Raw genomic sequence first — 14,358 nt, forward strand, 5'->3', positions numbered from 1 at the left:
GGTTCGGACCGACGAAGGCTGTTGTTAGGCCTTTTCCGCTGTGGGTGAAGCGCAAGAATAATCGTCCGGCGCATGACGGACAGCAACGGGACAAAGAAGAATGACGAGCGAAAGCTGGGGTGCGATCCGCGATATGCTACGTGGGTCGGTCGGGAAGAATAACTACAAGAACTGGATCGAGCCGCTCGTCTTTACGCAACTCTCGGAAGGGGTTGCTACCTTTGAAGTGCCGACGAATTTTATCGGCAACTATGTCTCGCAGAATTATGCGGACCAGATCATTTACATGTTCCGCCAACGCAAATGCGACGTTTCGCGTTTGTCGTTTGTGGCGGCCAATTCCCAGCGTCCTGCTGCGCCTGCGACTGTCGCGCGTGTCGATGCTGCGGTTCCGACCCAGACTGCCGAAGTCTCGGGTGCGTCTCTCGACGCTCGTTTTACCTTTGATACCTTTGTCGTCGGCAAGCCGAACGAATTGGCTCATGCCGCCGCGCGCCGTGTTGCAGAAGGCGGCCCCGTCACCTTTAACCCGCTGTTCCTTTATGGTGGCGTCGGTCTTGGTAAGACCCACCTCATGCACGCGATTGCCCACGAGTTGCGTTTGCGCCAGCCGCATTTGAATGTGCTCTATCTCTCGGCCGAGCAATTCATGTATCGCTTCATCTCGGCGCTGCGCGAACGCAAGATGATGGACTTCAAGTCGCTGTTCCGTTCGGTGGATGTCCTGATGGTCGATGATGTGCAGTTCATCGCAGGCAAGGATTCCACCCAGGAAGAGTTTTTCCACACGTTCAATGCGCTGGTGGATAGCGGCAAACAGATCGTCATCTCGGCAGACCGTGCGCCCGGCGAGATCAAAGACCTTGAGGAGCGGATCAAATCGCGTCTCCAGTGCGGGCTTGTCGTCGATCTTCACCCGACTGATTACGAACTCCGCCTTGGCATTCTTCAAACCAAGGCCGAGCTTTACAAGGCGCAGTATCCCGACCTCGAAATTGCAGGCGGCGTTCTTGAATTCCTTGCGCATCGCATTTCGACCAACGTGCGTGTGCTTGAAGGTGCTTTGACCCGTTTGTTTGCTTTTGCCTCGCTTGTCGGCCGTGAAATCACGCTTGAACTTGTTCAGGATTGCCTCGCCGATGTTCTCAAGGCTTCGGACCGCAAGGTCACGGTCGAAGAGATTCAGCGTAAAGTGTCCGAGCATTACAACATCCGCCTGTCGGATCTCATTGGACCCAAGCGCGTGCGCACCTATGCCCGTCCGCGTCAGATCGCGATGTATTTGGCAAAGTCGATGACGAGCCGTTCGCTCCCTGAAATCGGGCGCCGTTTCGGTGGGCGTGACCACACGACGGTCATGCACGGTGTGAAGCGTATCGAAGAGCTGCGGAACAAAGACAGCCAGATCGCGGATGATCTGGAAATGTTGCGCCGCGCCCTCGAAGCCTGAGGACTTTGGTCTCGGGCGCTTGACGCCACTCGTTCAGTCTAAGAATGTGTAAAAAACACTTGAGCCGGTGGGATAAACAGGTAGTTTTTCCCTCCCGACGGCTGAGGCCCGACAAGAAGCGGAGCATGGGACATGAAATTCAGTATTGAACGCGGCGAGCTGCTTAAAGCCGTCGCACAGGCACAATCGGTCGTCGAGCGTCGGAACACGATTCCGATCCTTGCCAACGTCTTGATTGAAGCCGAAGGGAACACCGTTCAGTTCCGTGCGACCGACCTCGATATAGAGGTTGTGGACAAGGCCCCCGCAATGGTCGAGCGCGCTGGTGCGACCACGGTTTCGGCTGTCACCCTGAACGAGATCGTGCGCAAGCTTCCTGATGGGGCGCTTGTGACGTTGACCGAAGACGGGACCAAGGGGCGTCTGACGATCGAAGCGGGACGTTCGAACTTTAGCCTTGCGACGCTTCCAAAAGAAGATTTCCCCGTGATGGCGTCCTCGGACTACGCGTCGAATTTCTCGGCTCCCGCCCCCGTGCTGCGCCGCCTCTTCGACAAGTCGAAGTTTGCGATTTCCACTGAAGAGACCCGTTATTACCTCAACGGCGTCTACATGCATGTGGCAGAGCGTGAAGGCGGCAAAGTGCTTCGCTGCGTAGCGACCGACGGCCACCGTCTTGCCCGTATCGATGCCGATCTTCCCGAAAACGCAGAAGGCATGGCGGGCGTCATTGTCCCACGCAAGACCGTGGGCGAGCTTCGCAAGCTTCTTGATGATGACGATATGCAGATTGCCGTTTCGGTGTCCGAAACCAAGATCCGTTTTGCAACGCCCTCGATCACCCTGACGTCCAAGGTGATTGACGGAACCTTCCCCGATTACACCCGCGTGATCCCGAGCGGCAACACCCGCAAGCTTGAAGTCGATGCGAGCGAATTTGCCAAGGCTGTTGACCGTGTGGCAACCGTTTCGTCCGAGCGCAGCCGCGCAGTCAAGCTCAGCCTTGATGAGGATCGACTCGTTCTGTCTGTGAATGCCCCCGACAGTGGTGCCGCAGAAGAAGAGCTTGCAGTTGCCTATGGCGACGAGCGTTTGGAGATCGGCTTTAACGCCAAATATCTTCTTGAAATTGCAAGCCAAGTCGATCGTGAGAACGCGGTTTTCCTCTTCAATTCTTCGGGTGATCCGACCCTGATGCGCGAAGGTAATGACACTTCGGCTGTCTATGTCGTAATGCCGATGCGCGTATGATTTTTGATTTCCATCGGAAATCCGAACGCCGGAAATGGCGCTTCGAACAGACTAAAGCAGGGGGCCGCGCATGAGCGGCCTTTCTGTTGCCGAGTTGACGCTTTCGCATTTCCGCTCGCACAAACGGGCTGCGTTCGACTTTGACGGTCGACCCGTTGCGATCCACGGTCCCAACGGTGCGGGCAAGACCAATATCCTCGAGGCGATTTCGATGCTGTCCCCCGGCAGGGGTCTTCGGCGGGCAAGCATGGACGAAATCGCCCGTCGGCCCGAAGCGCTCGGCTGGAAGATCGGAGCGGTTCTGCGGTCCTTGCATCAGATGCACGAGGTCGAAACCTTTTCAGAACAGGGTTCAAGCCGCACGGTCAGGATCGACGGAAAAACGGCGGCGCAGGTTGCTCTTGGACGCATTGCCCGCGTGCTCTGGCTTGTTCCGTCGATGGATCGTCTCTGGATCGAAGGCGCCGAGGGGCGGCGGCGGTTTCTGGACCGCATGACCATGAGTTTCGAGCCGAGCCACGCCGAGGTCGTTCTCACCTATGAAAAAGCCATGCGCGAGAGGAACAGGCTCCTCAAGGATATGGTGCGTGACGCCCACTGGTACGCGGCGGTCGAAGCCCAAATGGCCCGAGCGGGCGCTGCGATTCAGGTAAACCGCGCGAGTGCCCTGACCCTCCTCGAAGAGGCGCAACGCGAGGCGGAAACCGCCTTTCCCGTTGCCGAACTCAGCCTAGAGACGCCCGATGATCAGGAGCCGATGGGCGAAGACGCTCTGGCCAGAGCTTTTGCCGAGGGGCGGGCGCGTGACATGGCGGCAGGTCGCACTTTGGCGGGGCCCCACCGCACCGATCTTGTCGGCATTTATGCCGCCAAAGGCGTCAATGCGTCGGTCTGTTCGACGGGCGAGCAAAAGGCGCTTCTCGTCTCGCTCATTTTGGCGAATGCACGCGGTCTTGCCCGCGATTTCGGAGCGCCGCCGATCCTTTTGCTTGATGAGGTTGCGGCTCATCTTGACGCAAGTCGGCGCGCGGCGCTTTATGACGAAATATGCGCATTGGGCGCTCAGGCGTTTATGACGGGCACGGGACCCGAACTTTTCCAAGAACTCGGTGCACGGGCACAATTCGTCGAAGTGACCGAGATTGATGGAATATCCAAGGTTGAAATGTGAATGAATAATCAAAGAGTTACCCTTATCACCCTTGGTGTTTCCGATCTTGATCGCTCCAAGGATTTTTACGGTGCGCTCGGCTGGACCATCGCAGAAGAACAGCCAAGCGTGATCTTTTATCAACTGAATGGGCTCGCGCTCGGGCTCTTCCCGTTTGATGCTCTGGCCGAAGATCAGGGGCGCGCGGGCGAAAAGCTTGGGGTCGGGGGCAGCACGCTTGCGATCAATTTCCCGACCGAAGCCGAAGTGGATGAGGCCTTTGCCCGTGCCTTGGCTGCGGGTGCCACATTGCTCAAGTCCCCTGAAAAGGTCTTTTGGGGCGGTTACTCAGGCTATTATGCCGATCCCGATGGCCATGTTTGGGAGCTTGCCATGAACCCGTTCTGGCCACTGAAGGAGGACGGAAGCCTGACGCTTCCGACAACAGAATGACAATCACCTTTTACGACCTGTTGCTCTATGCGGGCGCGCTTTTGATCCTCTTTATGACGCCCGGTCCTGTTTGGGTGGCTTTGACCGCGCGTGCGTTGACTTCGGGGTTTGCAGGGGCTTGGCCGCTTGCTTTGGGGGTTGTGATCGGGGACATCCTCTGGCCGTTTCTGGCCATTCTCGGAGTGACATGGATCGTCAACGAATTTGCGGGCTTTATGACGGTTCTGCGGTGGGTCGCTTCGATCACCTTTCTGGTGATGGGCGCTTTGATCATCAAGAATGCAGACCACAAGATCAGCACCGACAGCAGGCTGACGCGACCGGGGGCCTGGGCGGGGTTCATCGCGGGGGTCGCCGTCATTCTCGGCAACCCCAAGGCGATCCTGTTCTACATGGGCGTGCTTCCGGGTTTCTTTGATCTGACCACTTTGAGATGGCCCGACATGGTTGCCATCGCGGTTTTGTCGGCCGTCATTCCGCTCATCGGGAACCTCACGCTTGGCCTGTTCATCGGTAAAGCGCGCGCGCTTCTCTCTTCGCCGGCGGCACTTCGCAGGACGAATTTGGTAGCGGGGGTCTTGCTCGTTCTTGTGGGGATCGTGATCCCGTTTATCTGACACAAAATGTGGTGCTAACTGCGTGACATTGCTGGCAGAATTCTCTATATTTTGCTGACAATAAACGGGGAAAGTCCGCATGTCCGAAAACGAGCAGAAGCCAGCAGAATACGGCGCCGATTCTATCAAAGTTCTCAAGGGCTTGGAGGCTGTTCGCAAGCGTCCTGGTATGTATATCGGTGATACGGATGATGGCTCGGGTCTCCATCATATGGTTTACGAAGTCGTCGATAACGGCATCGACGAGGCTTTGGCCGGTCACGCGGACTATGTTCACGTCAAAATCCACGCGGATTCGAGTGTTTCCGTCCGCGACAACGGTCGCGGTATTCCCGTGGACATGCACGCCGAAGAGGGTGTTTCCGCCGCCGAAGTGATCATGACCCAGCTTCACGCGGGCGGTAAGTTCGACAGCAACTCCTACAAAGTTTCGGGCGGTCTGCACGGGGTGGGGGTTTCTGTTGTGAACGCTCTTTCCGTTTGGCTAGAGCTGCGCGTCTGGCGCAACGGGAAAGAGCACTTTGCCAAGTTCGAGCATGGTGAAACCACCGAACATCTTCGGGTTGTCGGCGAGAGCGACGGAGACACGGGGACTGAGGTGCGGTTCCTTGCTTCGACCGCGACTTTCTCGAACCTCGACTACGTTTACGAGACGCTTGAAAAGCGCCTTCGCGAATTGGCGTTCCTCAACTCGGGTGTTCGCATCATCCTCGAGGACGAACGCCCCGCTGAGCCGCTCCGCACCGAGCTTTTCTATGATGGTGGCGTCAAGGAATTCGTCAAATACCTTGACCGGTCCAAGCACCCGATGATGGCCGAGCCGATTTATGTGACGGGCGAGCGTGACGATATCGGCGTCGAAGTCGCGATGTGGTGGAACGACAGCTATCACGAGAACGTTCTGCCCTTTACCAACAACATTCCGCAGCGTGACGGCGGCACCCATATGGCGGGTTTCCGTGCGGCTCTGACCCGCACGATCAACAACTATGCCCAGACCTCGGGGATCGCCAAGAAAGAGAAGATCAACTTTACGGGCGACGATGCCCGCGAGGGTCTGACCTGTGTTCTTTCGGTCAAAGTGCCTGATCCCAAGTTCAGCTCGCAGACCAAGGACAAGCTCGTGTCCTCCGAGGTGCGTCCCGCGGTCGAAAACCTCATGAACGAAAAGCTGGCCGAGTGGTTCGAAGAGAACCCCAATGAGGCGAAGGTGATCGTGAGCAAGATTGTCGAGGCTGCTCTTGCCCGCGAGGCGGCCCGCAAGGCGCGCGAACTCACCCGCCGCAAGACCGCGATGGATGTGAACTTCCTTGCAGGCAAGCTCAAGGACTGTTCCGAGAAAGACCCGTCCAAGACCGAAGTCTTCCTCGTCGAGGGTGACTCGGCAGGCGGGTCCGCCCAGACGGGACGCGACCGCATGACCCAAGCGATCCTCCCGCTCAAGGGTAAGATCCTCAACGTGGAGCGTGCTCGTTTTGACCGTATGCTCTCGTCGCAGGAGATCGGGAACCTTGTGATGGCGCTTGGCACCGGCATCGGACGTGACGAGTTCAACATTTCGAAGCTGCGGTATCATAAGATCGTCATCATGACCGACGCAGACGTCGACGGCGCGCACATTCGCACCCTTTTGCTGACGTTCTTCTTCCGCCAGATGCCCCAGTTGATCGAAAACGGGCACCTCTACATCGCCCAACCCCCGCTCTATAAGGTCTCGCGCGGCAAGTCCGAGGTTTACCTCAAGGACCAGAGCGCGATGGATGAATACCTTGTCCAGCAGGGCACCGACGGCGCGGTTCTGCGGCTTGCCAATGGTGCCGAGATGGCAGGGCAGGATCTTATGCGCGTGGTCGAAGAGGCGCGCCAACTCAAGCGCGTGCTCGAGGCGTTCCCGACCCATTATCCCCGCCATATCCTCGAACAGGCTGCCATCGCCGGCGCTTTTGTTCCGGGTGTGGTGGATGCCGATCTTCAGGGCACTGCCGATCTCGTGGCAAAGCGGCTTGATTTGATCGCTTTGGAATATGAACGCGGTTGGAGTGGACGCATTACACAGGATCACGGCATCCGTCTGGCCCGTATTCTCCGCGGCGTCGAAGAGGTGCGCACGCTCGATGGTCCGATGCTCCGCTCTGGCGAGGCCCGCAAAACGGGGTCGTTCACCAAGTCGCTTCAAGAGGTATATGACCAACCTGCCAAGCTGATCCGCAAGGACCGTGTCCAGTGGATTTATGGCCCGCTCGATCTTCTCAAGGCGGTTTTGCAAGAAGGCGAAAAGGGCCTTTCGATCCAGCGCTATAAGGGTCTGGGCGAGATGAACCCCGATCAGCTCTGGGAAACCACGCTCGATCCGAATGCGCGGACGCTGCTTCAGGTCAAGGTTGAAGACGTTGCAGAAGCGGACGACATCTTTACCAAGTTGATGGGGGACGACGTCGAACCGCGTCGGAACTTTATTCAACAGAACGCGCTCTCGGTCGAGAACCTCGACTTTTGAACGGAAACGCCCGCGACTGATCTCGCGGGCGTTTTTCTATCTGCCGTGGGTGCCGTCGTATCCATTGGGCTGTGGTGGAACCCACCCCTTGGGGAGGCCTTCGGGCCTATAGACTTCGACGAGCAAAGGGTAGCAGGCCGCAGCGTCGGAAGAATGCTCGGACGAACAATCTCCACCCGGACAGGCGGAAAGCACGCCGAGAAGATCGATTTCGGCAAAGAATTCGAGATAGTCACCCTGTCTTACGGGGCTTGCTTTCATGAAATACTGCCCCGTGTCGCGCGTGAAACCCGTGCACATAAAGACGTTCAGGACATCGTGAACGTGCGGCTCCGCCTCGTGCAGAGTGGTTCCCGCCGCATCGGCAAGCGCGCGGGTCAGATTCGAGTGGCAGCAGGCGTGATACTGACCGCCATGGCTCAACAGATTGTGGGTATAAGGATCACAGCGCGTTCCGATCACATCGTGCACCGACCCGCCGAACTCGTCAAAGCCATACCAGTCGAGTGTGTCATGGGTGATGGTCGCAATCGGACGCATGTTGGGAAAATTCGAAAACAGTTGATCGCCGAGGCCGACATGCGTTCCATTCAGTGCGCGCGTCTTTCCGCTGTAAAACCGCTCTGAAATATCATTTTCATTGAAGAGGTTAAGGTCACCCACCTGTGGACCCTGAGGGCAAATGATGCGGAAGAAATGACCCTGCGGGACGTGGAAACTTGCAGCATCGCGGGGCGGGACATGCGTCGTCGAAACAAGCGAAAGCGCATCGCGCACAGCGCGATAGCTATCAAGGTCGGGCCGCGGGAGTGTATCGGTCGGGTAGCAAATCACCGGAGCGATGGCTTTGCGCGCCGCTGCATCGCTGGGAGGAATGGATGGGGTCTTGGGCTTCATGGTTGGCTCCTGTTCGGTCGCTTCACCATGCATATTCGAGAGCGCGACGAAAAGCGCCGTGTCGTATAGACTTGGAACCAAATCGGGAGCACTGAGTTGACCCCTTGTGGTCACTCAAGATTGAAAGAGCGGCCAAATGGCCGCCCTTGTCGGTGTCTTCAAGCAAAGAGCGTCTCGGTGGAAGCAAAGAACATCGCTTGAGAGACCGCAGATGCGACCTGTTCTTCGGTGTAGGGCTTGGTGATGACAAAAGCAGGCTCGGGCCGATCCCCCGTCAAAAGACGTTCGGGGAAGGCCGTGATAAAGATGACAGGGGTGTCACCTGCGGTTTTGAGGATTTGGTTGACCGCGTCGATCCCCGACGAGCCATCGGCAAGCTGGATGTCGGACATGATCAGGTCGGGGCGTTCAGCGCCGAAAAGCCTGATTGCCTCGCTTTCGGTGCGGGCGACCCCTGTGATCTTGTGGCCCATATCAGCAACGATCGTTTGAAGATCGAGTGCAATGATCGCTTCGTCCTCGATGATCATGATCTTGCCCGAGAGGTTGTCCTCCATCTCGCACAGGGCGATTTTATGCAACTCGGCCACATCTTCGGGGGCGGTTTCGAGGATTTGCGCAACCTGGGCCAGCGAAAAATTCTCCAAGGTCCGAAGGAGCAAAACCTCGCGGGTGTTGGGTGTGAGAGCCGCGAGACGGTCTTGGGCCTTGCGGGCGAGCTGGCTCACTTCCGAACCGGTCCCGATCGAGCTGCTCTCCCAGATCTTATGGAAGGCGAGGAACAAAGCGGTCTTTGGATCAAGCCCCAGGTCGAACACAGAACGGTCGACCAAGAGCGCTTCGAGAGTGGCGGCGGCATAACGGTCGCCTGTTGTCTGGTTCCCTGTGAGGGCTCGCGCATATCGGCGCAGGAACGGGAGGTTCTCTGCGACCACCAAAGAGAGATGCTCGGAAGTGTTGGTCGAAGCCATCTTAAATATCCCTTCTTTTTAAATTCTTGGGAACAAAACTCCTGAACCCGAGTTAGGTTCCAACAAGTGACCAGTATTTTGATAGTGGCAGTGCCGGGAAACCGATGACCATAAAAACAAACAAATCCAAGCTCGAAGAGCAAATCGAAGAGAACCTGAAGCGCGTCTATCAGGAGCGGGTCATCGAACCTGTCCCCGACAAGTTTCTGGATCTGATCAGACAACTCAAGGAGCAGGCAACACAAGATGCCAAATAGAGTTCCTTCGACTGATCCTCGTGATGAAATTATCGAGCATCTGCCTGCTATGCGGGCCTTTGCGCTGAGCTTGACCCGAAACGCGACGCGGGCCGATGATTTGGTGCAGGATGCTATCGTCAAAGCTTGGAAAGGGTTCGACAGCTTCAAGCAGGGCACCAACCTTCGGGCTTGGCTTTTTACCATTCTGCGCAACACATTCTATTCCGAACGTCGCAAAGCCAAACGCGAAGTGGCCGATGTGGACGGGGCTTTTTCCTCGAAATTGGCAAGTAAGCCCGACCATGACGGACGCCTTGCGCTCAAGGATTTTCACGCCGCTTTCGAAATGCTTCCCGATGAACAGCGCGAGGCGTTGGTTCTCGTCGGAGCTTCGGGATTTTCCTATGAAGAAGCCGCGGAGGCTTGCGGCGTTGCTATCGGCACGATCAAGAGCCGCGTGAACCGTGGGCGAAAACGGTTGATAGAGCTTCTCGAGCTTGTAGATGACGAAGCGCTCGAGTTGACTGATAGTGCGACCATGAGTGTCATATCCCAAGGGGCCAATCAGGTGATCGCGCGGTGAAACAACTGTCTGAGTTCTTTGATGGATTGGCCTTCCGGATCGCGGCGCTTCTTGCTGTGGCCCTTTTTCCTCTCGGACTCATTTCGGTTTACCAGATGTTCTATGTCTCGGAAGCGATCGACAGGCGCTCCGAGGTCACACTCGAATCCCTCACTGCGCAAGCCGCAGCCAATGAAATCGGATTGATCAGGGGCGGCTTTGGCGCTGCCTCTGCTTTGGCCGGCGTGGTTCAGGTGGTTGACCCGAATGACCCCATGACCTGTTCGGTGCCGTTTCAAGTCTTTGTGGCTGAAAACGCTCAATATTCATTTGCAGGCTTTGTGAGCAGGGATGGCGTTCTTCGATGTGCCAGCGGGGGAACCGGGCTTGACGTCTCCGAGACGGAAAGCTTCGTGAAGCAGTCCCAATCCCCCGGCCTCTATACGACGATCACAAGCAATGGACGGGTGAGCCAGACCTCTGTTGTCATCATGTCGACGGCGGTTTTCAAAGAGGGAGAATTCATCGGCTATATCGCGGTATCCCTGCCGCACAGCAATATTTTTGAGGACATAAATCTTCTTTCGGATCGCCCGCTTGAACTTGCCACGTTCAATGCAGAGGGCAAAATCATGAGCGCCCAGAACGGGCTCGCCACTGTGTGGCAACGTATTCCCGCCGATATCCCGCTTGCCGAATTGGCCCAGAGCCAGCGCATTGCCTTTACCGCCACAACACTGACGGGCGAAGAACGGGTTTTTGCCGTCACGCCAATCGTCGAGGATACGATCTATGCGATCGGGAGCTGGCCGCGCGAACATTTCATGGTCGACGATCGTTGGCGCTGGATGAGTCCGCTTTTGATCCCAGCGTTGATGTGGGCTGCCTCGCTTGGCGTTGCTTATCTTGCGGTTCACCGAATGGTCATTCGTCCCGTTCGGCGGTTCAAGCTCGAGATGAAGCACTTTGCCCTAAGCAGGCAGTTGCCGACCTATGTGCCGAACCCCTCTATGCCGTTTGAAATACGCCGCATCGGTGAGGTTTGGCGCGACTTGGCCGAGACGGTTCTTCGGGATGAAGCAGAGCTTGAAGGCACCATCCACGACAAAACGGTGTTACTCAAAGAAGTGCATCATCGGGTCAAGAACAACCTTCAACTGATCTCGTCGATCATCAACATGAAGATGCGCAAACTTTCCGCGCCAGAAGCCCGTCGCGCACTCAAGGACCTTCAGCTTCGCGTGATGTCGATCGCTTCCGTCCACCGCTCGCTCTATGAGGCCGAGGCGCGAGGGCAGGTTCGGGCTGATCAGCTCATTCGCTATATCGTGCAGATGTCCTATGAAAACGGGCTTGAGAAAACGTCGGGTGTGATCCTCGATTATGAGGTGGAAGAGGTCGCGCTTTATCCCGATCAGGCGCTACCCCTGTCCTTGCTAGCGGCTGAAGCCGCGACAAACGCCGTCAAATATCTGGGCAAGCCGACCGACAGCCACGCGCGCGTTCTGGTCCAGCTCAAGCGGCTTTCAGGAGAGAGGGCGCAGTTTTCACTGTCGAACACCACCGGTGTTCCCCTGTCCGATGTCCAGACCGAAGGAAGCGGTCTCGGCACGTCGCTCATCGAAGCCTTTGCTGCGCAAATCGGCGGCCGTGTCGAGGTCGAAGAGACCGATACAGCCTATAAGATCACCATCGAATTTTCGATCCAGGACTTCGATCTTGGCCAAAGCAAACAACCGCCGAGTGATTATTAAGGGGTTTGAGCCGCTTCATCTCCATTGTATCAGCGTCCCGATCTTGATTGGAGCGTTTGGATATGATCACGCGTCGGTTGTTTGTTGGTATGGCCTTGCTGGGGCTTTCGGCCTGTGGGTCCAAGGTGAATTCTTTTGTCGATGATACCTATGATCCACCGCTTTTCCCCAATGAAACCAAAGAATTGCGCGCTCGGATCAACTATTGGGCGGATTACTATCAAATCCCCCGCACCTTGGTGCATCGCGTGATCCAGCGTGAAAGCGGTTATCGTCCCGAAGCCCGTAACGGGCCCTATTACGGGTTGATGCAAATCCTTCCGCAGACGGCCCGAACGATGGGTCACACAGGGAGCGCAGAAGATCTCCTCAAGGCGGATGTCAATTTGCAGTATGCGGGCAAATACCTGCGGGGGGCATGGCTTGTGTCCGATGGCGATGAAAAGACCGCTGTCGGTTGGTATGCGCGCGGCTATTACTACGAGGCCAAGCGGCGCGGGCTTTTGGTTGAAACGGGTTTGCGCTCAGCGTGAACCCGTAAATCTGAAAACCAAGGGCGCGGCGGCGACGACGAGCAAAATGCGCAGAATGTGCATCACCGACACAAAGGCCACGTCAAGGTGCATCGCCAGTGCCAGCAGCGACATTTCCGTTAGGCCACCCGGCGAGAACGCTAGGAATACGTTCGGAAGAGGTGCTTCGATGAGCGCAGCGCTCGCCAAGGTAAAGGCGGTTGCGCACAAAAGCATCGAAACACAAGACCCAAGCCCGAGCACGAGATCCTGCGCGATGTCACGCAGTTTGGAACCGACGAACTGGCACCCGATATTTGAGCCGAGCACGATCTGGGCCGCCACCACCAAAAGGCTCGGCGGTGCGATCTCGACCATATGGGTGACATGCGCAATCGCGCTTAGGAGCATGGGTCCAAGGAGGATGCCCGTCGGGAGCCGAAGCATTTTGCCCAGTGGGCTTCCGATCGCGGCGCACCCGATCAGAATGGCCCAATCACTTGCGGAAAGAGCATCGACAGCGATCCAGTTCGTCGCTGCGCCGCTGTTCGAGCGAACCCCGAAGACAAGCCCGAACACCAGACCGACGATCACGATGGTCATCAACACACGAGAGGCATGGGCCAAAGCGATCTTGCGTTCGTCGCCGCCCCAGCTCCCGCCGATCAGGATCATATCGTTCAAACCGCCGGGCATAGCCGAGAAAAACGCGGTAACGCGGTCATACCCGCCGATACGTCGATACAAGACAAAGGAAACCGTTGCCGCCACCGCAAGAAACACGGCCATGATCACAGCGGCAACGGACCATTGGACAAGCTGGCCCAGAACCTCTGATGTGACAGAGGCGCCTAGCATCACGCCGATGATCGGGATGACATAGGGGCGGAGACGCTTGGGCGCCGCGACGGGAAGTCCCGCAAGTGCCGCGATCGTATTGCAGATCAGCGGCCCAAGCATCCAAGGAAGCGGCAGCCCCAGTTTGAAAAACGCAAAGCCCGAGACCAGACCGATCGTGAGCGACAAGCCGATCGACATGGGCTTGCGCAAAGGCATTTTTACAAACCTCCGAGGTGCTTTTCGCCTCGTTTCTTTGCAAGTCTGATCTGTTTTTGGCGCTCGCGGAAGCGGGTCTTATCGTCCTCGGTGGTTTCGTGCGCACAGTGGTGGCAGGAGACGCCTTCTTCGAATTCGGGCCGCTTCGTGTCTTCGGCAAGAATGGGGCGGCGGCACGCGTGGCAGAGGTCATAGGGACCTTCGGCAAGCCCATGGCCCACGGAAACGCGGCGGTCAAAGACAAAGCATTCGCCGTTCCAGAGACTGTTTTCCTGCGGCATTTCTTCGAGGTATTTCAGAATACCGCCCTTGAGGTGATACACCTCTTCGACGCCTTGCTGGCGCAAGAAGTTGGTCGATTTTTCGCAGCGAATGCCGCCCGTGCAGAACATCGCGATGCGCTTGTTGTGAAAGCGATCCTTGTTCTCTTCCCACCATTGGGGAAACTCGCGGAAGCTCTTTGTCTTTGGGTCGATCGCGCCTTCAAAGGTGCCGATTGCAACCTCGTAGTCGTTGCGGGTGTCGATGATGGCAACGTCCGGCGACGAGATAAGCTCGTTCCAGTCCTGGGGCGAGACATACTGCCCGACAACTGCGCGAGGATCGACATCGGGTTGGCCCATCGTCACGATCTCTTTCTTGAGACGGACTTTCATACGGGCAAAGGGTTGCTCGGACGCAGTGCTCTCCTTCCATTCGAAGTCGGCACATCCCGGCATTGCTTTGATGTGGGCAATCACCGCGTCGATTCCGTTTCGGTCGCCTGCAATGGTGCCGTTGATGCCTTCTTTGGCCAGAAGAAGCGTTCCGGTGATCCCCTTTTCAACACAGAGCGCCTCGAGCGGTCCTTGGAGCGCAGCGGGGTTATCGAAAGCGGTGAAATGGTAGAGTGCAGCAACTGTAAACATGTGTTCGGCTTACGCCTCTCTGAATTTCCGAGCAAGAGGAC

The 14,358-nt window shown here is 57.0% G+C and carries 14 protein-coding genes; 10 read left to right on the top strand and 4 right to left on the bottom strand.

The annotated features are described in order from the left end of the window. Positions 1-100 precede the first annotated feature (100 nt). The 6 genes from dnaA (at position 101) to gyrB (ending at position 7,418) form a co-directional block, all read left to right on the top strand. Positions 101-1,450, top strand: a complete 1,350-nt coding sequence (gene dnaA, locus QQG91_RS00005) for a chromosomal replication initiator protein DnaA (protein ID WP_285770934.1) — start codon at positions 101-103, stop codon at positions 1,448-1,450. Positions 1,451-1,582: 132 nt separating this feature from the next. Continuing rightward, positions 1,583-2,701 (top strand): DNA polymerase III subunit beta, encoded by a 1,119-nt coding sequence (gene dnaN / locus QQG91_RS00010; protein WP_285770935.1) that lies wholly within the window; start codon positions 1,583-1,585, stop codon positions 2,699-2,701. Positions 2,702-2,771: 70 nt separating this feature from the next. Continuing rightward, positions 2,772-3,872, top strand: coding sequence for a DNA replication/repair protein RecF (recF, locus tag QQG91_RS00015; RefSeq protein WP_285770936.1), 1,101 nt, complete (start codon positions 2,772-2,774; stop codon positions 3,870-3,872). Continuing rightward, positions 3,873-4,304, top strand: coding sequence for a VOC family protein (locus tag QQG91_RS00020; RefSeq protein ID WP_285770937.1), 432 nt, complete (start codon positions 3,873-3,875; stop codon positions 4,302-4,304). After that, complete coding sequence (locus tag QQG91_RS00025; protein ID WP_285770938.1) at positions 4,301-4,921, top strand: LysE family translocator; 621 nt, start codon at positions 4,301-4,303, stop codon at positions 4,919-4,921. The genes QQG91_RS00020 and QQG91_RS00025 overlap by 4 nt, the downstream gene beginning before the upstream one ends. A gap of 79 nt (positions 4,922-5,000) precedes the next feature. Further along, positions 5,001-7,418: a DNA topoisomerase (ATP-hydrolyzing) subunit B gene (gene gyrB, locus QQG91_RS00030; RefSeq protein WP_285770939.1), complete on the top strand. Its 2,418-nt coding sequence runs from the start codon at positions 5,001-5,003 to the stop codon at positions 7,416-7,418. Positions 7,419-7,454: 36 nt separating this feature from the next. On the opposite strand, the gene QQG91_RS00035 is transcribed toward gyrB, so the two are convergent. Both QQG91_RS00035 and QQG91_RS00040 read right to left on the bottom strand, forming a co-directional pair. Then, positions 7,455-8,315, bottom strand: coding sequence for an urea carboxylase-associated family protein (locus QQG91_RS00035; protein WP_285770940.1), 861 nt, complete (start codon positions 8,313-8,315; stop codon positions 7,455-7,457). Positions 8,316-8,473: 158 nt separating this feature from the next. Further along, on the bottom strand, positions 8,474-9,286 hold the full coding sequence (locus QQG91_RS00040; RefSeq protein WP_285770941.1) for a response regulator: 813 nt from the start codon (positions 9,284-9,286) through the stop codon (positions 8,474-8,476). Positions 9,287-9,390: 104 nt separating this feature from the next. Between QQG91_RS00040 and QQG91_RS00045 the strand changes: the two genes are divergently transcribed. From QQG91_RS00045 to QQG91_RS00060, 4 genes are all read left to right on the top strand, one after another. Next, positions 9,391-9,543 (top strand): NepR family anti-sigma factor, encoded by a 153-nt coding sequence (locus QQG91_RS00045; protein ID WP_285770942.1) that lies wholly within the window; start codon positions 9,391-9,393, stop codon positions 9,541-9,543. Beyond that, positions 9,533-10,108: an RNA polymerase sigma factor gene (locus QQG91_RS00050; RefSeq protein ID WP_285770943.1), complete on the top strand. Its 576-nt coding sequence runs from the start codon at positions 9,533-9,535 to the stop codon at positions 10,106-10,108. The genes QQG91_RS00045 and QQG91_RS00050 overlap by 11 nt, the downstream gene beginning before the upstream one ends. Continuing rightward, positions 10,105-11,841 (top strand): sensor histidine kinase, encoded by a 1,737-nt coding sequence (locus tag QQG91_RS00055; RefSeq protein ID WP_285770944.1) that lies wholly within the window; start codon positions 10,105-10,107, stop codon positions 11,839-11,841. The genes QQG91_RS00050 and QQG91_RS00055 overlap by 4 nt, the downstream gene beginning before the upstream one ends. Before the next feature lie 62 nt (positions 11,842-11,903). Further along, positions 11,904-12,374, top strand: coding sequence for a lytic transglycosylase domain-containing protein (locus QQG91_RS00060; RefSeq protein ID WP_285770945.1), 471 nt, complete (start codon positions 11,904-11,906; stop codon positions 12,372-12,374). On the opposite strand, the gene QQG91_RS00065 is transcribed toward QQG91_RS00060, so the two are convergent. After that, complete coding sequence (locus QQG91_RS00065; RefSeq protein ID WP_285770946.1) at positions 12,366-13,409, bottom strand: AbrB family transcriptional regulator; 1,044 nt, start codon at positions 13,407-13,409, stop codon at positions 12,366-12,368. The two genes, QQG91_RS00060 and QQG91_RS00065, sit on opposite strands and share 9 nt — an antisense overlap. A 2-nt stretch (positions 13,410-13,411) precedes the next feature. Further along, positions 13,412-14,317, bottom strand: a complete 906-nt coding sequence (gene trhO, locus QQG91_RS00070) for an oxygen-dependent tRNA uridine(34) hydroxylase TrhO (protein ID WP_285770947.1) — start codon at positions 14,315-14,317, stop codon at positions 13,412-13,414. Positions 14,318-14,358 lie beyond the last annotated feature (41 nt).

The organism is Marivivens sp. LCG002, from assembly GCF_030264275.1.
In the GTDB taxonomy this organism is placed as follows: Bacteria; Pseudomonadota; Alphaproteobacteria; order Rhodobacterales; family Rhodobacteraceae; genus Marivivens.